Origin of the sequence: Rhizobium sp. CFBP 13726 (assembly GCF_014841925.1) — a bacterium.
GTDB classification, from domain to species: Bacteria; Pseudomonadota; Alphaproteobacteria; order Rhizobiales; family Rhizobiaceae; genus Neorhizobium; species Neorhizobium soli.
This window is the reverse complement of the sequence record NZ_JACYUU010000001.1, coordinates 695,461-716,976: the sequence shown is the minus strand read 5'-3', so window position 1 is coordinate 716,976 and position 21,516 is coordinate 695,461. Positions and strand designations below refer to the sequence as shown.

Below are 21,516 nucleotides of genomic sequence, written 5' to 3'. Positions count from 1 at the left end.
TCCTTTCAGAAGCGCCTTCCTAAGACAGCTCGATATCTCAGAGGAAGAAATCGCTGTCGTACATTTTGGTCTGGCCCGCGATCTTGATCTGGAAGTCGGCATAACCGTCGCCGTTCACATCGCCTGAGACGATGCCGCCGCTAAAGCGCAACTCGCCCGCCTCGCCCGAAAAGCCTTTCGAACCGATGAAATCGAAAGACTGATTGCCGCCGAAGGTCGTATCCGCATCGATCGACCGGAGATCGATATAATCGTCTTCGGCGCGACTGAAGTCCTGGATGATGTCGCGGCTGCTGTTTGCCTTGGAGTCTGCGATCGAGGTGAACACGAACGTATCGGCGCCGGATCCACCATAGAGATGGTCGTTGCCGGATCCGCCGTACAGCTTGTCGTTGCCGCTTCCACCGTAGAGGTCGTCGTTACCGGCGCCGCCGTAGAGCGTGTCATTACCGCCCTTGCCGTCGATCAAGTCGTTTCCATCATCGCCCCAAAGCTTGTTTGCGCCTGATGAGCCGTAGATCTTGTCGCTCGCACCGGTCCCGATGGCATTCTCGATGCTGACGAGCGTCTCTTTGTAACTGGTTCCGAGCGTCTGCGCCGAGCCCTTGCCGAGATCGATGGCGACGCCGAGACCGGCCAGATCATCATCCTCGTCCTGCGTCTCATAGCTGATCGTATCGGTCCCCGAGCCACCGTTGAAATAGTTGCGATAGCCGACCGAGAAGAAGGCGTCATTGCCCGTCTCGCCGTAATAGTCGCTGTGATAGGTGGAGACTTCGAAAGAGTCATTGCCGCTGCCGGCATAGACGACATCATAGAGCTTGCTCGACGTCGAGAACCCTGTTGCGACGTAGCTGTCGTTGCCGGAGCCGAGATCGATCTTGTTGCCGCCTTCGAAGGAATTTTGCACCAAATCGTCGTCAGCGCCTGCATAGACCGTGTTGAAACCACCGTATTTGCCGACGAGGTTGAGGAAGATCCGGTCGTCGCCACCATAGGTGTAGACGGTGAGATCAGAATCGTAATCATCCTGGTAGACGGTGTTGTCGTAATCGTTGCCGTAGAATGTGGGCATCCGTTTCCTCCGGTCCGCTCCTGGCATGAGAATCGCCGCGGATTGCTGTGCTTATGCTAGACTACGAATCCTGACGGAATCCGTAATATCCCGTTGTCTGCCATTCAGGTTCGTTAACGCGCAATGGCCGCCTTCGTCATCCCCTCGCTTCGACGCTTTATCTCAATCAGATGAAGTACCACGTTGAAAAATCTTTGCGGAACCTCTTTGATTTCCATGGGTTGGTAGGGCTCACAGGAGATACCGACCATGAAAAAAACAATTCTCACCGCAGCATTTCTCATGACCGCAACGGCAGCTTTCGCGCAGTCGGCTGCAGAAAGCACCGGCGCAAACTCGGTTCTGGGTCGCGCTCCGACCACCGCAGACTTTATCATGCAGGCGTCTGCGAGCGGTATGTACGAGATCGAGTCGAGCAAGCTCGCGCTGACCAAGGGCGACGACGCCACCAAGAAATTTGCGCAGCAGATGATTACAGACCATGAAAAGGCTTCTGCCGAACTCAAGGCGCTGATCGACAGCGGCAAGGTCCAGGGCAATCCTGTCACGGCATTGACCGAGGATGACAAGGAAGATGTCGACGAGCTGGCAAAGCTTGAAGGCGCCGATTTCATCGAGGAATATTTCGACGATCAGGTCGAAGCACATGAAGACGCGGTAGACCTCTTCAAGCGCTACGCTGAAGAAGGTGAAAATGCCGATCTGAAGGCCTTTGCCGCGAAGACACTTCCGGCCCTCGAGCATCACTACAAGATGGCACAGGACATGGATAAGTAAGAACTACCCTTCCACAACTGCCATACTCTAAAGAGACAGCCGCCCGATTCGTCGAGGCGGCTTTTTCTGTTGCTTCGCCCTCATACCCGACGCCCCGGAGGTTCGTTGGAAGCTTACTGAGCAGCGAACCGTCAAACGGATGGTTTTGAAAACGCGAGATAGCGACGCACGAAGGATGCATTGACGTTTCCGTCAGGCCTCAACCGCTGCGTCACGCTTCTTCTTGCCGTCCAATAACTGAGCGAAGAGTTCGGCCTGTCTCTCGGTTGCTGCTCGGATCGCATTGAGCTGCAAAAGCATGCTGCCAAACGCTGCGACGAGCACAGAGCCGATGAAGGCGGGTGCCGCCCAAGGCAGTGCTGCCAAGAGCGCGAGCAGGGCATAGGACCCCTGCCCGGCGCTGGCCATCAGCGCCACGAGGGCGCAGACCACCAGAACGATCCCGATCCAGCCAATCCACATCAAGACTTTTCCCATCAGTCTCCCCTTAAATTTAAGAGATCCTGACAGAGCGCATTCCATGTTGCAAGGATTGGCCGGCACGAGAAGAGATGCCGGAAAGACAACGGAGCGACGTGCGTCACACCCTGCTCTCCTCAGCCCGAGAAAAGCATGATCAACCGATCGAAAAGATTGAGATAGAAGTGGTGCCCCCGACAAGGTTCGAACTCGTGACCCCCTGATTACAAATCAGGTGCTCTACCAACTGAGCTACAAGGGCACTTCTGGGGGTGGAATTACCAGATTCTGATTTCGTGTAAAGCGAAAATTCCGTTGATCGCGATAAACACTTTCGAGAAACGAGATACTCGTGGTCTATCCGCAGCCGGAATGGCTAACGAAGTACCGACGCTCCACGGAAGCGGCTTGTTCGTCCTGTCGTTTCTCCTATAGCTACCTGCTGGAAGCCGTATGTTGACGATGCGGTGTTTCAGACCTGTATCCCTGGGCGCATGTCCGCGTCACACCAAAGGCCTTCCCATGTCGATCGCGACCGAAAAGCTCGCATTCATCGCCTCAACGGCACCCGATGCCGAGGCAGCGTTTGACGAGCTGACCCGGCTTTACGGAAACGTTCCCCTGGTGGAGGCCGACGTGGTCGTGGCCTTGGGTGGTGACGGGCTCATGCTGCAAACGCTGCACGAGACCATGCATATCGGGAAAAGGGTCTACGGCATGAACCGTGGCTCGGTCGGCTTTCTGATGAACGATTTCGAAACGGTCGATCTTCCCGACCGAATCGCGCGTGCCGTCGAAAACGAGTTTCACCCGCTAAAGATGACGGCGACCGGTGCTTGGGGTGCGATATCCCACTCGCTCGCGATCAACGAGGTCTACCTGTTCCGCCAATCCTATCAGGCCGCGAAGCTGAAGGTGGTGGTCGATGGGCACACAAGGCTGGAGGAACTGATCTGCGACGGCCTGATGGTCGCGACGCCCGCCGGCTCCACCGCCTACAATCTGTCGGCGCACGGGCCGATCCTGCCGCTGGAGGCGCCGCTTCTGGCGATGACTCCCGTCAGCGCGTTTCGTCCGCGGCGCTGGCGCGGGGCGCTTCTGCCGAACCGGGTCTGCGTCGATATCGAAATTCTTGAGCCGGAAAAGCGGCCGGTCAACGCGGTCGCCGACAATACCGAGGTGAAATCCGTCATCCATATCCGCATCGCGCAATCGACTGAACTGACGGCACGGCTTCTATCGGATCCCGACCATTCCTGGTCTGACCGGATCTTGGCCGAGCAGTTCAACGACTGACAACGACCCCCAAGAAACGAAAACGGCCGGATCGCGAGATCCGGCCGTTTGTGATTCGTGATGCGTCCAAACCTTACTCGGCGTCGGCGCCAAGATCGGGCTTGCCGCTGATGCGGTGTGCAAGGGCTGCTTCCATGAACTCGTTGAGTTCGCCGTCGAGAACGTCGCTGGGTGCCGTGCTTTCGACACCGGTACGCAGGTCCTTCACCAGCTGGTATGGCTGCAGAACGTAGGAGCGGATCTGGTGGCCCCAGCCGATGTCGCTCTTCGAAGCGGCTTCCGCATTGGCGGCCGCTTCGCGCTTCATCAGTTCCGCTTCATACATACGGGCGCGCAGCATGTCCCACGCCTTGGCGCGGTTCTTGTGCTGCGAGCGTTCCTGCTGGCAGGCGACGACGATACCGGACGGAATGTGCGTGATACGCACGGCCGAGTCGGTGGTGTTGACGTGCTGCCCGCCGGCACCCGACGAACGATAGGTGTCGATGCGGCAATCGCTCTCGTTGATCTCGATGTTGATCGAGTCGTCGACCACAGGATAGACCCAGATCGACGAGAACGACGTGTGGCGGCGTGCCGCGCTGTCGTAGGGCGAAATGCGCACCAGGCGATGGACGCCCGACTCGGTCTTCAACCAGCCGAACGCATTGTGTCCCTTGACGAGTATAGTCGCGGACTTGATGCCGGCCTCTTCGCCATCGTGCACTTCCAAGAGCTCGACCTTGTAGCCCTGGCGCTCGGCCCAGCGGGTGTACATGCGCAGAAGAATGTTCGCCCAGTCCTGGCTTTCCGTGCCACCGGCACCGGAATGCACTTCGACATAGGTATCGTTGCTGTCTGCCTCGCCCGAAAGCATCGCCTCCACCTGCCGGCGGTTGGCTTCGGTGCGCAACGTCTTCAGCGCTTCCTCGGCCTCCTTGACGATCGATTCGTCGCCCTCGTCTTCACCCATCGCGATGAGCTCGATATTGTCGTTGAGCTGCTGATCGAGTGCTTTCACGCCGCTGATGCTGTCATCCAGATGCTGGCGCTCGCGCATCAGCTTCTGCGCTTCGGAGGCGTCGTTCCAGAGGTTTGGATCCTCTGCCTTGTTGTTCAACCAGTCCAGTCGTCTTACCGCCTGGTCCCAGTCAAAGATGCCTCCTCAGCAGGCTTATGGCCTGCTTGATTTCGTCGGTTACGTTGATGATTTCCGCGCGCATGGCGTAATGCTTCTCTCGTCTTTTCGTTGTTGACCGAAGTTGCGGTGGACATAGTTGCGCCGGCCCCGGAAGTAAACCCCGGGCCGGCGCGACGATGTCCCAGAGGACGGCAGTATGAGGATCAAAACAGGCCGGAGGCACCGGACGTGATGGCCTGCTGTGCCTGTGGCGAGGAGTCCAGGATCTGGTCCTGCGTCATGTATTCGCCGCCACCGATGACCTGGAAGACATCGGCCGGGCCGGTGCCGGGCTTGAAGGCTTCGGTGATCGTATCCGGCTCGCCTTCCATGGCCATCATGCCCGTCTTGCGGTTGACAGCGACGAACTGCATGCCTTCCGGCACCAGGAATTTTTCAGCCGGCATATGCTTTGCCGCCGCTTCGATGAACTGACCGAAGATGGGCGCTGCAAGTCCGCCCCCCGTGCTGCCGCGTCCGAGCGGAGCCGGTGTGTCGAAGCCGATATAAAGGCCGGCCACGATGTTCGGCGTGAAGCCGACGAACCAGGCGTCCTTCTCGTCATTGGTCGTTCCGGTCTTTCCGGCGACCGGGCGGTCGGTCAGATGGATCTTGCCGGCCGCGCTGCCGCGCTGCACGACGCCTTCCATCATCGAGGTGATCTGGTAGGCGGTCATCGGATCGAGAACCTGCTCGCGGTTGTCGGCCAGAACCGGCTCTTCCTGGTTCGCCCAACTGTTGGCATTGCAGCCTTCGCAGGTGCGCTCTTCATGGCGGAAAATGGTCTTGCCGTAACGATCCTGGATGCGGTCGATCACGGTCGGCTTGATCTGCTTGCCGCCGTTGGCGATGACCGCATAGGCGGATACCATCCGCATCACGGTCGTTTCGCCGGAACCGAGCGACATGGCCAGAACAGGCAGCATCTTGTCGTAGATGCCGAAGCGTTCGGCATATTCGGCGACCAGTTCCATGCCCATGTCCTGCGCCAGACGGACAGTCATCTGGTTGCGCGACTTTTCGATGCCGGTGCGCAGCGTTGCCGGGCCGTTGCCGTCCTTGTCGCCGTAGTTCGACGGGCGCCAGACCTGGCCTCCGGTGACGATCTCGATCGGCGCGTCAAGCACAACCGATGCCGGGGTGTAGCCGTTGTCGAGCGCTGCAGAATAGACGAAGGGCTTGAATGACGAACCTGGCTGACGCATCGCCTGGGTGGCGCGGTTGAACTCAGACTGTGCGTAGGAGAAGCCGCCGACCATGGCGAGAACGCGGCCGGTATTCGGGTCCATCGCGACAAAGCCGCCCTGGACCTTCGGAGGCTGACGCAGCCGGAAGGTCTTGGCTTCTTCATTGATCGGCTCGACATAGACGACGTCGCCCGGGCTCAGCACGCCATCGGGACCTTTCGCCGTCCTGCGAGAACCCTTTGCGTCGCGATAGGCCCATTTCATGGCGTCCGCGGGGATTGTTCCCGTCACGCGCTCTTCGGTCACCTTGCCGCCACCATCGGCAGCGGGGCGCAAACCGATCTCGGCGGACTTGGCGGACGCGCTGATCACGACGGCAAGCTGCCATTCCGGGACATCGCGCAGGTCAGGCGCCTTGCCGTCGGTGATCGCCTTGGCAAGCGAGACACCCCAATCGGGTGAAATGTCGACCGTGGTCACCGGGCCCTGAAAACCGCGGCGTTCGTCGTAATCAAGAAGCCCGTTCTGCAGCGCGGCGCGCGCAGCAAGCTGAAGCTCGGGATTGATCGAGGTGCGGACGGACAGGCCACCTTCATAGAGCGACTTGTCGCCATAACGGCCAATGATCTGGCGACGCACCTCTTCGGAGAAATAGTCGGACGCGAACAGGTGCGTACCACTCCGGCGCTGCTTGACACCAAGCGGCTGGGTCTTGGCATCGTCGGCGTCCATCTGGGTAATGTAGCCGTTTTCGGCCATGCGATCGACAACCCAGTTGCGGCGATCAAGCGCTGCCTGCTGATGGCGGAACGGATGATAGTTGTTGGGGCCCTTCGGCAGCGCCGCGAGATAGGCTGCTTCCGCCGTCGTCAGTTCCGTCACCGACTTGTCGAAATAGGTCAGCGCCGCACCGGCGATGCCATAGGAGTTAAGGCCGAAGAAGATCTCGTTGAGGTAGAGCTCGAGGATCTTGTCCTTCGAGTAGGCCTGTTCGATGCGGAACGACAGGATCGCTTCCTTGACCTTGCGGTCCATCGTCTGGTCTGCCGACAGAAGGAAGTTCTTTGCCACCTGCTGGGTGATCGTAGACGCACCTTCCGGACGACGGCCTGAACCGAAGTTCTGGAGATTGTTCACAACCGCGCGGCCAAGGCCGAAGATATCGACGCCGGGGTGGTTGTAGAAATTCTTGTCTTCAGCAGACAGGAAGGCCGCCTTGACCCGGTCGGGGATAGCCTGGATGGGGAGGAACAAGCGACGCTCGCGCGCATATTCCGTGACCAGTGCACCGTTGCCGGCGTGGACACGCGTGGCAACCGGAGGCTCATAGGCAGCAAGGACCGCATAATCGGGCAAATCCTTGGATACACCATTCAAATAGATGGCAACCGCTGCAGCAACGCCCAGAAAAAGGACGCAGGCCATTCCAAAGAAGTATCCAATCAATCTGATCATGTCGAAGCTACCGTTCGGCTTTCGGGTTGCTGCGCAAGGCGCAACATCGCATGGTTCTCGGCGTTTTGCACGGTGATTACGCCAGCGCAAGGCGTCGAGGATAAAAGGCGCGTTATCCGCCCTGCCTCGTGCAGCAGGGTGTAACCGTCTGAATGTGCGTAAAATAGGGCTTCAACCAAGGTATTTCCGCAACTTAGCTTGTATACGGGGATATTCCCGGGCCGTTGTTGCACGTCAGCCACGCCGCATGCGACGCAGCACTCCCCTCACCCGCCGTTGGCGACAGAGTGACCGCGATACCGATCGACGGCTGCGGCAATGAGGTCTGCAATCCGGTGGCGCCAGTTCTGATCGAGCAGAAGTTTTTCGTCTTCCTGATTGGACAGAAAACCCAGCTCGAGCAGGACGGAGGGAATATCCGGCGCCCGCAGCACCTGGAAGCTTGCCTGCCGATGCGGGTTGTTGATGAGCCCGATCTGGCCCTCGAACGACTTGACGACATTGTCCGCCATGGCGATCGAGAAGGCCTGGGTCTCGCGCCTCGTCAGGTCGAGAAGGATATCCGCCACGTCCGACGGTCCGTTCTGAATGCTGTAGCCGGCGAGCTGGTCAGAAAAGTTTTCGCGCGCCGCAAGGTTTTCCGCCATCCGGTCGGATGCCTTGTCGGAGAGGGTATAGACGGTGGCACCGCGGATATCCTTTTGCGTCAGCGTATCGGCGTGAAGGGATATGAAAAGGTCGGCGCGATGTTCACGGGCGGTCGCCACCCGCTCGGACAGCGAAAGAAACGTGTCGTCGTCACGCGTCAGAAATGCCTTCACGCCGGATAGCCGGTTCAGGCGCTCGGCAAGCGTCTTTGCGAAATCGAGGGTGATGACCTTTTCCTGCGTCTTCGTCGTCAGCGCAGTCGCACCGGCATCAATCCCGCCATGACCTGCATCAACCGCAACGGTGAAAACGCCGTCGTCGGCCATCAGTGGCGTCGGCTCCGAGTCAGTTTGCGTCGTGGCGCGCCAGTCCTGGCCTTTCAGGAGAACGGCAAATTCTTCCTTCGAGACGACCTCGGCATCGAGGACGAGGCGCCAGACGCCGTTCTCCCCCGGCCGAACATCCGCCGTCGAGAGCTTCACTGGCCGGTTGGTGGTCAGCACGATCCGGGCGCTCTGTTCATCCATGGTGCCGAAGCGGATATCCTTGAACAGACCGCGCGGCGATAGATCTTCGGGTGGAAAACCGAAGGCGGTCGCCGAGAGGTCGACAATCACGCGTTCGGGGCCGCCGACATAGTGCACTGAAAACTCAGGCTTCGATTCGAAGTCGATGACAATGCGGCTGCGTGCCGCGTCGCCGGCAATGCGGGCTCCGAATGCGAGGATCGGCTTCGTGGTTGCCGCCATCGCAGGCGCCAACGCTGCCCCAGCCAACAACATGACCAAACCAAAAGCGATTCGCCTTACGACACCGGTTGCACCGGTCGCGAAATCGTATCTGGACGTCTCATGTGATACACGCAACGCACCCGTCGGTTTGCCCACCCTCACATAAGTCCCCTAACCTGACTTCGCACATTCGGAATGCAGCAACGGCAGCCGCTGCAGCCGCATGTTTTTAACATAGCAATTTCATGCAGATCGGATGCGAATCATCTCGTCCGCCCGTTGTTTTTGCATAGAATGGCAATTCGATCGACAATATGGCAAAGGCGGCTTTTCCCTTGCTATTGTGACAGATAAACCATACAACGCGAGCGAAGGTTGAAGTGTTGACGGGATAGTCTGCCGATAGGCTGCCAGCTGATAATGATCTGGCGCCATGGACCGACAGACATCCGCCGTCGCTACGCTTCATCCTGATACACGATCCGCCCGGCGGTGGCCGGAAACATATCGGGTGGCATGCCACCCACCGCTCCATCGAGCAAATCTCATTGGAGCAAATTCATCGGGCCCCGTTTGGGGCCTATGGTAAAGTCATTCTCGTTTGGTTTTTGATGGCGCGGCACAATTTTCAGAACCGGGAGAGATCAGGGACGCCTTTGGCTCCGTCTTCTTTCCGGTTGCCCGCACAATCCCACCCGACGGGATCCTTTTTATCCGGCGGAACGACCATTTCGCATGACAAGCCTGTTGTCGGGGAAATCCTCGCGGCAGGCTTTTGTGCATTTGCTCGGCGCCGAGGAGCAGAATTTACATGGCAGACAAAATGCTTATCGACGCGTCTCACGAAGAGGAGACGCGGGTAGTCGTTGTACGCGGCAACCGTATCGAAGAATTCGATTTTGAATCGGAACACAAGAAACAGATCCGGGGCAATATCTATCTGGCCAAAGTGACGCGCGTTGAGCCGTCGCTGCAGGCCGCGTTCGTCGATTACGGTGGCAACCGCCACGGCTTCCTGGCTTTTGCGGAAATCCACCCCGACTACTACCAGATCCCGCTGGCCGACCGGCAGGCGCTGATGCAGCAGGAAGCTGAAGACCAGCGCCGCATTGCGGAAGCCGATTCGGCGGATCCTGGCGATCCGGTGGTCGATCTCTCCCAGCAGGACCAGCCGGATGTCGGCATCGTCCCTGTCAACGCCGTAGAAGAACCGGTTGAAGCTGCAGTTGAAGACGCCCCGGCTGCCGAGGACGCACCGGTTGCAGACGTGGTCGAGAAGAAGGCCAAGCCGAAGCGCACCCGCTCGCGCAAGAAGGTTGTCGAGCCGACTGCCGAAGATGCGCCAGCTACTGAAACTGTCTCCGAAGAAGAAGCGCCCTCCTCCGACGAAAACCCGTCTTCCGACGACGAGGGTTCAAAGCCCGGCGAGATGGCCGCAATGGTCGACACCGATTCGATTTCCGAGGATGCCGGTGGGCGTGGCGGTAACGAAGATGACGATGATGGTGACGACGACGATCACCACGAGAAGGAAGAGATCGAATCCGTTGGCGCCGAAGACGCCATGGAAGAGGTTCCGGATCGCATCCAGCGCAAGCCGCGCAAGCAGTATCGCATCCAGGAAGTCATCAAGCGTCGCCAGATCCTGCTCGTGCAGGTCGCCAAGGAAGAGCGCGGCAACAAGGGCGCAGCTCTCACGACCTATCTGTCGCTCGCAGGCCGCTACTCGGTTCTGATGCCGAACACGGCACGTGGCGGCGGCATTTCCCGCAAGATCACCCAGCCGACGGACCGCAAGCGTCTGAAGGAAGTCGCTCGCGAGCTCGACGTGCCGCAGGGCATGGGCGTGATCCTGCGCACCGCCGGTGCCAACCGCACCCGCGTCGAAATCAAGCGCGACTTCGAGTATCTGATGCGCCTCTGGGAGAACGTCCGTACGCTGACGCTCGCCTCGACCGCACCTTGCCTCGTTTACGAGGAAGGTTCGCTGATCAAGCGCTCGATCCGCGACCTCTATAATAAAGACATCAACGAGGTCATCGTCTCCGGCGAAGAAGGCTATCGTGAAGCGAAAGACTTCATGAAGATGCTGATGCCGAGCCATGCCAAGGTGGTTCAGCCCTACCGCGACCTTCACCCGATCTTTTCCCGTTCGGGCATCGAGGCACAGCTCGACCGCATGCTGCAGCCGCAGGTGACGCTGAAGTCCGGTGGCTATCTCATCATCAACCAGACCGAAGCTTTGGTTGCAGTCGACGTGAACTCCGGTCGTTCGACACGCGAACATTCGATCGAAGACACAGCACTCCAGACGAACCTTGAAGCTGCCGAAGAAGTTGCCCGCCAGCTCCGCCTGCGCGACCTTGCCGGTCTGATCGTCATCGACTTCATCGACATGGAAGAAAAGCGCAACAACCGCGCTGTCGAGAAGAAGCTGAAGGATTGCCTCAAGAACGACCGCGCCCGCATCCAGGTCGGCCGTATCTCGCATTTCGGCCTGCTCGAAATGTCGCGCCAGCGTATCCGCGCATCGGTTCTCGAATCGACCACGCAGATCTGCTCGCATTGCGGCGGCACAGGTCATGTGCGCTCGCAGTCGTCGGTTGCGCTTCATGTTCTGCGCGGCGTCGAGGAATACCTGCTTAAGAACACCACGCATGACATCACCGTGCGGACCACGCCTGACATCGCGCTGTTCCTGCTGAACCACAAGCGCGGCAGCGTGGTGGATTACGAGAACCGCTTCGGTGTGTCGATCTTCATCGAATCCGACGTCACCATCGGTTCGAACCACTTTGCAATCGATCGCGGCGAAGCCGTCGAGAACCCGGTCAAGATCGAAAGCCTGATGCAGTTTGCCGCGATCCCCGTTGAGGACGAGGACGACGACATCATCATCGAGGTTGATGAAGAGGAAGAAGACGAGGAGATCGTCGCTGCCGCGCCTGCCGCCAAGCAGGACCGCGAGCGGACCGAAGGCGATGATCAGAACGGCCGCAAGCGCAAGCGTCGCCGGCGTCGTCGCAACCGCAACGGCGAGAAGAATGGCGAAGGCCAGACGCTCGACGCGGCAAGCGATGCCGAATCGGGTGCCGATGACGAAGAAGATGAAGACGGCGACGAGAACGAAGCAGTTGCTGCCGACGGAACTGCGCCTGTCGCAGACGGCGACGACTCGGATGAGAACTCGCGCCGCAAGCGCCGTCGTCGCGGCAAGCGTGGCGGACGTCGCAACCGGACCGAAGACGGTCAGGAGCTGAACGCGTCCGACGACGAGACCGAAACCGCAGACGCTGGTGACGGTTCCGAAGCCGGTCCGGCCGAGACGGTCGCTGCTGACGCGGGTGCTGATGTCGGTTCTGAAACCGAAGCTGCGCCAGTTGACGTTGCTGCAGCGCCGGTCGAGCCTGCGCCCAAGCCACGCCGTTCGCGCCGTGGCAAGGCGTCTTCCAAGACGGAAGAGGTTTCGTCCGAAGTTGAGGCTGTTGCCGAACCTGATGCCGTCGTCGAGACTGCTGCAGAAGCTCCGGCTCCTGCCCCGGTCGAACTTCCGGTGGAAGCTCCGGTCGCAGCGATCGTGGAACAGGTCGATGCAGCCCTTGGTGAACAGACACCTGCCGAGGCCCCTGAAGCTACGCCGGCCGCTGAAGCCTCACCTGTCGCAGAAGCCCCGCAGGCCGAAGAAGCCGCGCCGGTCGCAGAGCCTGCTCCACAGGCTGTCGCTGCCGACGATTCGGACGACTCGAAGCCTGCCCGCGCGAACCGCGCCTCCAACATCTCTTCGTCCAGCGAAGCGGTGGTGAAGAGCTCCGATCCTGCCAAGGCAGCGACCGAGAGCGACGGCGATTCGGCCAAGCCCAAAAAGGGCGGCTGGTGGCAGAAGCGCGGCTTCTTTTGAGCCGTAACCCATCCTAGAAATCGAAACGGCCGCGTTTAACGCGGCCGTTTTTTTGTCTGCGGCATGTCCTCAGAAAATGATTCAAGTCGCTTGCTGATTGATTCCGGAAACGGATCTAAGGCTTTGATTGCAAGTGCTTTTTGTACCGCCTGCCCTGCGGAGTCGGCCACTGTTGCGCAGTCCCGGGCACCCCTGCCGTTTTTACTCTATCGCCTCGCGCCACGCTGGCTTAGTTTTGGCGCAAACAGACATGATGGTGCGGCGTTTCGCGCGAAGCCACGCCCAACAGACCGACGAGGAAACGAATGACCCGCCTTCTCAACCCGATACTGAAGACGCTTGCTGCCGGTTCGATGCTGGCCGCAACGGCGTTTGCCGTTCCGGCCTTTGCCATGGATGACCAGCAGAAGAAGGAGATGGGCGAATTCATCCGGGAATATCTTATCCAGAACCCGGAAGTGATGATCGAGGTCCAGAACGCGCTGGAGGCCAAGCAGCAGAACCAGCGCGTCGACCAGTCCACCAAGGCGGTCGCGGCCAACAAGGAGGCGATCTTTGCCTCCCCCACCGACATCACGCTTGGCAATCCGAAGGGCGACGTCACGGTCGTTGAATTCTTCGATTACAATTGCGGCTACTGCAAGCATGCGCTGGCCGACATGGACACCATTCTCAAGAAGGACAAGAACGTCCGCTTCGTGCTGAAGGAATTCCCGATCCTCGGCCCGGACTCGATTGCCGCGCACAAGGTTGCCAATGCGGTGCGTCTGGTCGCCCCGACAAAGTATGCCGAGTTCCACCGCACGCTGCTCGGCAGCCGCGAGCACGCGTCCGAAGAGACCGCGCTCTCTGTCGCCACCGCGCTTGGGATCGACGGAGCAGCACTGCGGAAGTCGATGAAGGACAATCCCAACGACGATCTCGTACGACAGGCCTATCAGTTGGCCACCGCGATCGGCATCACCGGCACGCCGACCTATGTCGTCGGAGACGAGGCCGTGTTCGGTGCTGTTGGCCTCGATACGATTGAGGAAAAGGTCGCCAATGTGCGCGCTTGCGGAAAGGCCAGCTGCTGACGGCCGAGATTTCGAGCAGGATGCTGCATTCTTGCCCGTTCGCCGGTGGATGCATGGCGTTTAGGTGCGTCAGGGGCTTTCCCTTGCCGTCCCAGCGGTTTATACGTGGCCGCTGAATTCTGGGTGGAACAAATAGTTATCTCGATGAGCAAACCGATTTTCGTCCTCAACGGTCCCAACCTCAACATGTTGGGAAAACGCGAACCTGGCATCTATGGCGGCAAAACCTTGGCCGATGTGGAGCAGGAATGTGCGGCCGTTGCTGCCGAACTCGGACTGACTGTCGAGTTTCGCCAGAGCAATCACGAGGGCGTCCTCATTGATTGGATACATGAAGCCGGCGAGCGGGCTTCTGGTGTCGCCATCAATGCCGGCGCCTTCACCCATACCTCGATCGCCCTTCATGATGCGATCAAGGCCATTTCCGTACCGGTGGTGGAACTTCATATCTCGAATGTGCATGCGCGGGAGGAATTCCGCCACCATTCCATGATTGCACCGGCCTGCAAGGGCATCATCTGCGGGTTCGGCACGCAGAGTTACGCGCTCGCGCTGCACGCCTTGAAGTCCACCATCGCCTGACAACATAACAAAACAGTAGGGTTTGCCATGTCTGAGAAGAAAGCCGGTATCGACAAGGGACTGATCCGCGATCTCGCGAACATCCTCAACGACACCGATCTCACCGAGATCGAAGTCGAACAGGACGACCTGCGCATCCGTGTTTCGCGCGCAGGCACCCCCCAGTACGTTCAGGCTCCGATTGCAGCCGCTCCGGCGCTTGCCGCCGCTCCTGCCGCAGCAGCACCCGTTGCCGCCGCCGGCCCGGACCTCAAGAACGCGCTCACCGCTCCGATGGTTGGCACCGTCTACCTTGCACCTGCTCCCGGTTCGCGCAATTTCGTCGAAGTCGGCGCGACCGTGAAGGAAGGCCAGACCCTCGTCATCATCGAAGCCATGAAGACGATGAACCAGATCCCCTCGCCGAAGTCCGGCAAGGTTACGGAAATCCTGGTCACAGACGGGCAGCCTGTCGAATATGGCCAGCCGCTCGTCATCATCGAGTAAGGCGATCTCATGATCTCGAAAATCCTCATAGCCAACCGCGGCGAGATTGCACTTCGCGTCCTGCGCGCCTGCAAGGAACTCGGCATCGCGACCGTCGCCGTTCACTCGACGGCCGATTCGGATGCGATGCATGTTCGCCTCGCCGACGAGAGCGTCTGCATCGGGCCGCCGCCTTCGCGTGACAGCTATCTGAACATCCACCAGATTGTTGCCGCCTGCGAGATCACCGGTGCCGACGCCGTTCATCCCGGTTACGGCTTCCTGTCCGAGAACGCGAAGTTCGCAGACATTCTGGAAGCACACGGCATCACCTTCATCGGACCGACCGCCGAGCATATCCGGCTGATGGGCGACAAGATCACTGCCAAGAAGACAGCAGTTGAGCTTGGCATTCCTGTCGTTCCGGGTTCGCCCGGCGAAGTTCTGCCTGAGAACGCGCTCGAAATTGCCCGCGAAATCGGTTTCCCGGTTCTGATCAAGGCGACCGCCGGCGGCGGTGGCCGCGGCATGAAGGTGGCAAAAACCGAGGCCGAGCTCGAGGAGGCCGTGTCCACGGCCCGTTCCGAAGCGCTCGCAGCTTTCGGCAACGATGCCGTCTACATGGAAAAGTATCTCGGCAAGCCGCGGCATATCGAGATCCAGGTCGTCGGTGATGGCGAAGGCAATGCCATTCATCTGGGTGAACGCGACTGCTCGCTGCAGCGCCGCCACCAGAAGGTCTGGGAAGAAGCCAATTCGCCGGCCCTCGATGTCGAACAGCGCATGAAGATCGGCCAGATCTGCGCCGACGCCATGAAGAAGATGAAGTATCGCGGCGCCGGTACGGTCGAGTTCCTCTACGAAAACGGCGAGTTCTATTTCATCGAAATGAACACCCGTCTTCAGGTCGAGCATCCGATCACCGAAGCGATCACCAATATCGACCTGGTGCACGAGCAGATCCGTGTTGCCTCCGGAAACGGCCTGTCCGTGACCCAGGACGAGATCCAGTTCCAGGGCCATGCGATCGAGTGCCGCATCAATGCCGAGGATCCAAGGACCTTCGTTCCGTCGCCTGGCACGATCACGCATTTCCATGCTCCCGGCGGTCTCGGCGTTCGCGTCGATTCGGGTGCCTATGCCGGCTACAAGATCCCGCCTTACTATGACAGCCTTATCGGCAAGCTCATCGTGCATGGACGCACCCGCGCCGAATGCATGATGCGCCTTCGCCGCGTGCTGGACGAGTTCGTCGTGGATGGTATCAAGACCACGCTTCCCCTCTTCCAGGAACTGGTGGACAATCCGGATATCTTGAGCGGCAACTACGATATTCACTGGCTGGAGAACCATCTGGCCGGCGACAAGTCTCACTAGATGCACCTACCGGATCCACACGATCCGTTAGCGGTTCATAAGATGCTGTCGACCATTCCGCGCCAGATGAGGCGCGGAATGCGATGGCCGGATCAAGGAGACCGATGGCAGGGCGTCGTGGCAAATATTACCCGGCAATAACCCCGGAAATTCTGTTGCGAGCCTATTCCATCGGGCTTTTCCCGATGGCGGAAGCCGCCGATGATCCGGAGATATTCTGGGTCGATCCCGAGATGCGGGGTATCCTGCCGCTCGACGCTTTTCACGTCTCCAAGAGCCTGCAGAAAACGGTCCGCAAAAAACCCTTCGACATCCGTTTCGACACCGACTTTGAGGGCGTCATCGCGCTTTGCGCGCAACCGGCCGATGACCGGCCGAGCACCTGGATCAACGAGACGATCCGCAAGCTCTATCGCGAACTCCACCACATGGGCCATGCCCATAGCGTCGAGGCTTATGACGGCGATGAACTCGTCGGCGGGCTTTACGGCGTTTCGCTTGGCGCTGCTTTCTTCGGCGAGAGCATGTTTTCGCGCCGAACCGACGCGTCCAAGATCTGCCTCGTGCATCTGGTGGAACGGATGAAGGCCAAGGGGTTCGAGCTGCTCGATACGCAGTTCACGACAGAACACCTGAAGACCTTCGGGGCGATCGACGTTCCGAAGGATGACTATCTCAAGCTGCTGCACGCGGCAGTCAACTCGCCGCATCTCGAATTTTGATCTGTCCGGAAATCGTTGATTTCAATTGGTCGCGCGGGCGGGTGCCGGCACGTCGGAAGTCTGCTTGCAGCCTGTCAGCCAGACGTCATAGATTGGGTGCTCGACGGCGTTGAGGCCGGGGCTGTCCGCAAACATCCAACCGGTGAAGATGCGGCGGATCTTGCGGTCGAGTGTGATCTCGTCGACTTCGATAAACCCGTCGATCTTTTGGGCTTCCGTTTCGTCTCGGGAATAGCAGACCTTCGGCGTCACCTGAAGCGCGCCATACTGCACCGTCTCGTTGAGATAGACGTCGAATGTGGTGATGCGGCCGGTGATCTTGTCGATGCCGTTGAATACGGCGACGGGATTTTCGATCCGTGCAGCCGAGGCACTTCCCCCTGCCAGAACCGAGACGACGGCAAGAACGGCGCCAATCGATCGTGTGCGGGGAGAAAGCTTCGTACGTGTCATTATTGGTCCCGTCTCGAAAAGGCGTCCTGGGAATGCCCGATCGAGGACTAGTTGTGGAATATGGCTAAAACAGGTGCCAGTCAGGCTCAGTTGCCGGGCGTCCAGGCGTCATAGTCGCCGGTGACGCGAGGACGTTCACCATTGGCCGACAGAGAACCCTGAGGCCGGTATGCAAGCGGCGATCCGGTGAGGTTCGGCTTGTGCGACTTCTGCCATTCGCGCGCCTTGTAATCCTCCTGCGACGGAGGCGTATCGGTGCGGTAATGCATCCAGCCGTGCCAGCCTGGCGGGATAGCAGAGGCTTCGGCGTAATCCTTGTAGATCACCCAGCGCTTCGGCTTACCCCAGGAGGTCATCGGACCTTCGAAATAGACGTTGCCCAATTCATCGTCGCCCACCTTCTTGCCATGGCGCCAGGTAAAGAAACGCGTGCCCATGGTTTGGCCGTTCCACCAGGTGAAGATCTGCAGCAGGAGATTTTTCATGGGCTTGTCCATAGGATTGGCAAACAGGTGACCAGTCGAACTGGCTCCACCGCTTATGCCGCCAGACAGCGATGATGTCCAGCATTTCCGAGATTTCGAGGTCTATTTGAACTTCATCTTGAAGCCCGCGTGGCTCTTTGCAAAACCCAGCCGCTCGTAGAAGCGATGGGCATCCGTGCGAGCTGCGTTGGACGTCAGTTGCACGAGGCGGCAGTCGCGCCGCTTTGCCTCTTCGATCGCGTAACCGATCATCTGCGCGCCGATGCCCTGCCCGCGCATGTCGGGTCTTGTCTGCACGGCTTCGATGATCATCGACAGCGAGCCGCGGCCGGTCAGCGTTCGGTTGAAGAGAATCTGGAACGTGCCGACCACGTATCCGTCCCGCTCGGCGACGAAGAGCTGCTCGTTCTGGGAAGCGTCGATCATGTTGAAAGCACGCAGGTAATCGTCGTAGGCGTCCGCATCGGTCGTATCGCCGTGACCACCGACATCGTCAGCGGCAAACATTGCGATCAGTTGGGAGAGGTCCGATTCGCGAGCCCTGCGAATGATGATGCCGTCCATGTCACCCTCCCCTGATCTGAGCCGTCTAAAGTGACTGGAGCCGCTTTTCCATGATGATCGCCGGCAGGCCGGAGTTCGGCGCGCCCCATTCCTCCATGCGGTCGACTTCGGCAAAGCCAAGCCGTTGGTAGAAGGAGGCGGCACGCACATTCGGCAGCGACACCTCGACCCGCATGATTTCCGCATCCGGGAAGCAGGTCTCGATTTCGGCAAACAGATCCCGACCGATGCCGTCATTCTGGCAGGCCGGCGCGACATAGAGCTGGTGCAGCATCACCGTCTTTGCCATCTTGGGGTAGACGGCGGCGTAGGCGATGCCGCCGATCTTGCTTCCATCGTCGGCGACGAGAAACTCGCCATCCTTTTTGATCAGCCTAGTGCGGATCGCGACCGGCGAATGCCAGTTGCGCACCATCTTCTCGACGGCGTCTGCACCGTAGAACGGGTCGTAGGACTGATGAAACGTCTCGGCGAGAAGGACCCGGATCTTCTCCACGTCCTCGTCGCCTGCTGTGCGAATGAAGTAGACCAACAGGTTAGTCCTCGATGCCCAGCTTGGCCTTGACCAGAGCCTGTACGGCCTGCGGGTTTGCCTTGCCGCCGGTCGACTTCATGACCTGTCCCACGAACCAGCCGGCAAGCGTCGGCTTGGCCAGCACCTTGGCGACCTGATCGGGATTGGCGGCGATGATGTCGTCCACCGCTTTTTCAATGGCGCCGGTATCGGTGACCTGCTTCATACCGCGGCTCTCGACGATGTCCGCTGGGTCACCGCCTTCGGAAAAGACGATCTCGAACAGATCCTTGGCGATCTTGCCGGAGATGACTTCCGACTTGATCAGATCGATGATGCCACCAAGCTGGGCGGGAGAAACCGGAGTCTCTTCAATGCCTTTGCCCGCTTTGTTCAAGGCGCCCAGCAAGTCGTTGATGACCCAGTTGGCCGCCATCTTGCCGTCGCGGCCTTCAGCCACGGCTTCGTAATAGTCGGCGATGGCCTTCTCGGAAACCAGAACCGAGGCGTCATAGATCGAAAGGCCAAGTTCAGCCACGAAGCGGGCCTTCTTGTCGTCAGGCAGTTCCGGCAGGTCCTTGGCGAGCTCTGCGACGAACGCGTCGTCGAAGACGAGCGGCAGCAGGTCCGGATCCGGGAAATAGCGATAGTCGTGCGCGTCTTCCTTGGAGCGCATCGACCGCGTTTCGCCCTTGCCCGGATCAAACAGGCGGGTCTCCTGATCGATCGAGCCGCCGTCCTCAAGGATGGCGATCTGGCGACGGGCTTCGTATTCGATCGACTGGCCGATGAAGCGGATCGAGTTGACGTTCTTGATTTCGCAGCGCGTGCCGAAACCTTCGCCCGGACGACGCACGGAGACATTGACGTCGGCGCGCATCGAGCCCTCGTCCATGTTGCCGTCGCACGTGCCGAGATAGCGCACGATCGAGCGCAGCTTGGTCATGTAGGCCTTCGCCTCGTCGGACGAGCGCATGTCCGGCTTCGAGACGATTTCCATCAGAGCGACGCCGGACCGGTTGAGGTCGACATAGGACATGGTCGGATGCTGGTCATGCATCGACTTGCCGGCATCCTGTTCCAGATGCAGGCGTTCGATGCCGATCTCGATATCCTCAAACTGACCCTGACGGTCGGGGCCGAGCGAGATGACGATCTGGCCTTCGCCGACGATCGGATCCTTGAACTGCGAGATCTGGTAGCCTTGCGGAAGATCCGGATAGAAATAGTTCTTTCGGTCGAAGATCGAACGGTTGTTGATCTGCGCCTTCAGGCCAAGCCCGGTGCGGACAGCCTGGCGGACGCATTCCTCGTTGATCACGGGCAGCATGCCGGGCATGGCCGCATCGACCAGCGAGACGTTGGCATTGGCAGGCTTGCCGAACTCGGTCGAAGCGCCGGAGAACAGTTTTGAATTGGAGAGAACCTGGGCGTGCACCTCCATGCCGATGATCACTTCCCAATCGCCAGTGGCGCCGGGAATGAAGCGTTTCGGATCGGGCGTGCGGACGTCAACTAGGGTCATCTTATGCTCGTTCGGGCTTAGTTTCGAAGTGATTTGTGGGTAGAGCAAATGTTGGCGAGGTGCAAGCGTAGGCCAAGGCTTGCCGGGTGAAACATCTGATACCGCCGAGGATGAATCTTAACCGGAGCGCGGTTAGCTGGGGTTCATGACCCTCAACCTTGCGCTGACACTTCTCGTTCTCTGCATCCTCTTCAACGCAGTCGTCTTTTCCATCTACTGGATCGACAAGCGGGCCGCCAGGAATGGACGCTGGCGGGTCAGCGAAACCACGCTCCTCCTGCTTGCATTTGCCGGCGGAAGTCTGGGCGCCGTGGCGGCTCAGCGCATGTTGCGTCACAAGACGCACAAGGAGCCGTTCAGGACCATCCTTGCCGCCATCGTCACGCTACATGTCTGCGTGAGTATCGTGCTGATCCTTGCGGTGTCCGGAATGCTCGCATCGATCTGGACGCTGCTCGTCGGCGTTTAAAAATTCGGCCCGTAGGTGCCCGGATCGTCGGATACGAGTTGCTTGGACAGTCCCATGGACTGGATGTCGCGATCGATCTTCGGCTGGTAGGCGCTCGAAAGCCAATGGACGCTGTATCCCTGCTTTTCGAAGAAACCGACTGCCCCGTCGTTCTGCGCATGGGTCTCGACCCGCGCCTTATCGAACCCGCGACGAACGATATCGGCCTCGATATCGGCGAGCAGCGCCTTTCCGAGCCCCTGCCCCTCAAACTGCGGATCGATCCAGAAGTCGGTGATCAGGTCGTCGCGATTCTCACAGGCCGCCCAACCCGCAACCGTGCCGTGGGCCTCGATTACGAAAATCGTCAGCCAGGACGAGGAAACGAAGTCGCGGAATGCGGCAAGCGCACTTTCGCGCATGCTTGTCGGATCGCCAACGGCGCCCATCGCTTTTTCCCAGCTGAGCAAGCCGATCTGAACTAGCGCGGCTTCGTCGTCCTGGCGTGCGTTGCGAATGACTGCCATGGCGTCCCCTGTCTCAGGAACAGTAGATCATCGGCGTGCGATTCGGGCTAGAACCCCATTTGGTGGGGCAGAGGCCGGACAGCCGACCTGCCA

Annotated in this window: 20 protein-coding genes and 1 tRNA gene; 9 read left to right on the top strand and 12 right to left on the bottom strand. The window is 59.5% G+C overall.

The annotated features are described in order from the left end of the window. Window positions 1-37: 37 nt before the first annotated feature. Window positions 38-1,075: a calcium-binding protein gene (locus IFT66_RS03445; RefSeq protein ID WP_062580084.1), complete on the bottom strand. Its 1,038-nt coding sequence runs from the start codon at window positions 1,073-1,075 to the stop codon at window positions 38-40. A 249-nt stretch (window positions 1,076-1,324) separates the two neighbouring features. Between IFT66_RS03445 and IFT66_RS03440 the strand changes: the two genes are divergently transcribed. Next, complete coding sequence (locus IFT66_RS03440; RefSeq protein ID WP_062453178.1) at window positions 1,325-1,852, top strand: DUF4142 domain-containing protein; 528 nt, start codon at window positions 1,325-1,327, stop codon at window positions 1,850-1,852. A gap of 192 nt (window positions 1,853-2,044) precedes the next feature. Here IFT66_RS03440 and IFT66_RS03435 read toward each other — a convergent pair whose 3' ends face one another. Together IFT66_RS03435 and IFT66_RS03430 are read right to left on the bottom strand one after the other, a co-directional pair. After that, entirely contained in the window at window positions 2,045-2,329 is a 285-nt protein-coding gene (locus tag IFT66_RS03435; protein WP_139283848.1) for a hypothetical protein, read from the bottom strand. Between the two features lie 168 nt (window positions 2,330-2,497). Continuing rightward, window positions 2,498-2,573, bottom strand: a tRNA-Thr gene (locus tag IFT66_RS03430). A gap of 260 nt (window positions 2,574-2,833) precedes the next feature. Here IFT66_RS03430 and IFT66_RS03425 point away from each other — a divergent pair. After that, window positions 2,834-3,607: an NAD kinase gene (locus IFT66_RS03425; RefSeq protein WP_192076782.1), complete on the top strand. Its 774-nt coding sequence runs from the start codon at window positions 2,834-2,836 to the stop codon at window positions 3,605-3,607. A gap of 73 nt (window positions 3,608-3,680) precedes the next feature. On the opposite strand, the gene prfB is transcribed toward IFT66_RS03425, so the two are convergent. From prfB to IFT66_RS03410, 3 genes are all read right to left on the bottom strand, one after another. Continuing rightward, window positions 3,681-4,809 (bottom strand): peptide chain release factor 2 gene (prfB, locus tag IFT66_RS03420; RefSeq protein ID WP_192076781.1). Its coding sequence is split into 2 segments (ribosomal slippage): window positions 3,681-4,739 and window positions 4,741-4,809, totalling 1,128 coding nucleotides; the frame shifts between segments, so codons are not numbered across the junction. A 121-nt stretch (window positions 4,810-4,930) separates the two neighbouring features. Next, complete coding sequence (locus IFT66_RS03415) at window positions 4,931-7,408, bottom strand: penicillin-binding protein 1A (protein WP_062453182.1); 2,478 nt, start codon at window positions 7,406-7,408, stop codon at window positions 4,931-4,933. A 266-nt stretch (window positions 7,409-7,674) separates the two neighbouring features. Continuing rightward, window positions 7,675-8,838 (bottom strand): N-acetylmuramoyl-L-alanine amidase, encoded by a 1,164-nt coding sequence (locus IFT66_RS03410; protein WP_192076780.1) that lies wholly within the window; start codon window positions 8,836-8,838, stop codon window positions 7,675-7,677. 760 nt (window positions 8,839-9,598) lie between these two features. Between IFT66_RS03410 and IFT66_RS03405 the strand changes: the two genes are divergently transcribed. The 6 genes from IFT66_RS03405 (at window position 9,599) to aat (ending at window position 16,907) form a co-directional block, all read left to right on the top strand. After that, on the top strand, window positions 9,599-12,685 hold the full coding sequence (locus IFT66_RS03405) for an Rne/Rng family ribonuclease (RefSeq protein WP_192076779.1): 3,087 nt from the start codon (window positions 9,599-9,601) through the stop codon (window positions 12,683-12,685). Between the two features lie 305 nt (window positions 12,686-12,990). Next, window positions 12,991-13,761 carry a DsbA family protein gene (locus IFT66_RS03400; RefSeq protein ID WP_192076778.1) on the top strand — a complete coding sequence of 257 codons (771 nt, stop codon included), beginning with the start codon at window positions 12,991-12,993 and terminating at the stop codon, window positions 13,759-13,761. Between the two features lie 144 nt (window positions 13,762-13,905). Then, window positions 13,906-14,343: a type II 3-dehydroquinate dehydratase gene (gene aroQ / locus IFT66_RS03395; RefSeq protein WP_192077127.1), complete on the top strand. Its 438-nt coding sequence runs from the start codon at window positions 13,906-13,908 to the stop codon at window positions 14,341-14,343. 27 nt (window positions 14,344-14,370) lie between these two features. Then, window positions 14,371-14,829, top strand: coding sequence for an acetyl-CoA carboxylase biotin carboxyl carrier protein (gene accB / locus IFT66_RS03390; protein ID WP_113111008.1), 459 nt, complete (start codon window positions 14,371-14,373; stop codon window positions 14,827-14,829). A gap of 9 nt (window positions 14,830-14,838) precedes the next feature. After that, complete coding sequence (accC, locus tag IFT66_RS03385; protein WP_062453188.1) at window positions 14,839-16,185, top strand: acetyl-CoA carboxylase biotin carboxylase subunit; 1,347 nt, start codon at window positions 14,839-14,841, stop codon at window positions 16,183-16,185. A gap of 104 nt (window positions 16,186-16,289) precedes the next feature. Continuing rightward, the gene (aat, locus tag IFT66_RS03380; RefSeq protein WP_062453189.1) at window positions 16,290-16,907 is read left to right on the top strand and encodes a leucyl/phenylalanyl-tRNA--protein transferase; all 618 of its coding nucleotides are present in this window, start codon (window positions 16,290-16,292) and stop codon (window positions 16,905-16,907) included. 21 nt (window positions 16,908-16,928) lie between these two features. Here the strand turns inward: aat and IFT66_RS03375 are convergent, their stop codons facing one another. The 5 genes from IFT66_RS03375 to gatB form a co-directional block, all read right to left on the bottom strand. Further along, entirely contained in the window at window positions 16,929-17,360 is a 432-nt protein-coding gene (locus IFT66_RS03375; protein WP_113111011.1) for a DUF2155 domain-containing protein, read from the bottom strand. Between the two features lie 86 nt (window positions 17,361-17,446). Further along, window positions 17,447-17,845 (bottom strand): NADH:ubiquinone oxidoreductase subunit NDUFA12, encoded by a 399-nt coding sequence (locus IFT66_RS03370; RefSeq protein ID WP_062454718.1) that lies wholly within the window; start codon window positions 17,843-17,845, stop codon window positions 17,447-17,449. Window positions 17,846-17,947: 102 nt separating this feature from the next. Further along, window positions 17,948-18,409, bottom strand: coding sequence for a GNAT family N-acetyltransferase (locus IFT66_RS03365; RefSeq protein ID WP_192076777.1), 462 nt, complete (start codon window positions 18,407-18,409; stop codon window positions 17,948-17,950). A gap of 25 nt (window positions 18,410-18,434) precedes the next feature. Beyond that, window positions 18,435-18,941, bottom strand: a complete 507-nt coding sequence (locus IFT66_RS03360) for a GNAT family N-acetyltransferase (protein ID WP_062453192.1) — start codon at window positions 18,939-18,941, stop codon at window positions 18,435-18,437. A 4-nt stretch (window positions 18,942-18,945) separates the two neighbouring features. Continuing rightward, the gene (gene gatB, locus IFT66_RS03355) at window positions 18,946-20,448 is read right to left on the bottom strand and encodes an Asp-tRNA(Asn)/Glu-tRNA(Gln) amidotransferase subunit GatB (RefSeq protein WP_062453193.1); all 1,503 of its coding nucleotides are present in this window, start codon (window positions 20,446-20,448) and stop codon (window positions 18,946-18,948) included. A gap of 145 nt (window positions 20,449-20,593) precedes the next feature. Between gatB and IFT66_RS03350 the strand changes: the two genes are divergently transcribed. Next, complete coding sequence (locus tag IFT66_RS03350) at window positions 20,594-20,917, top strand: DUF1294 domain-containing protein (protein WP_113111014.1); 324 nt, start codon at window positions 20,594-20,596, stop codon at window positions 20,915-20,917. On the opposite strand, the gene IFT66_RS03345 is transcribed toward IFT66_RS03350, so the two are convergent. Then, complete coding sequence (locus IFT66_RS03345) at window positions 20,914-21,423, bottom strand: GNAT family N-acetyltransferase (RefSeq protein WP_192076776.1); 510 nt, start codon at window positions 21,421-21,423, stop codon at window positions 20,914-20,916. The genes IFT66_RS03350 and IFT66_RS03345 overlap by 4 nt on opposite strands. Window positions 21,424-21,516 lie beyond the last annotated feature (93 nt).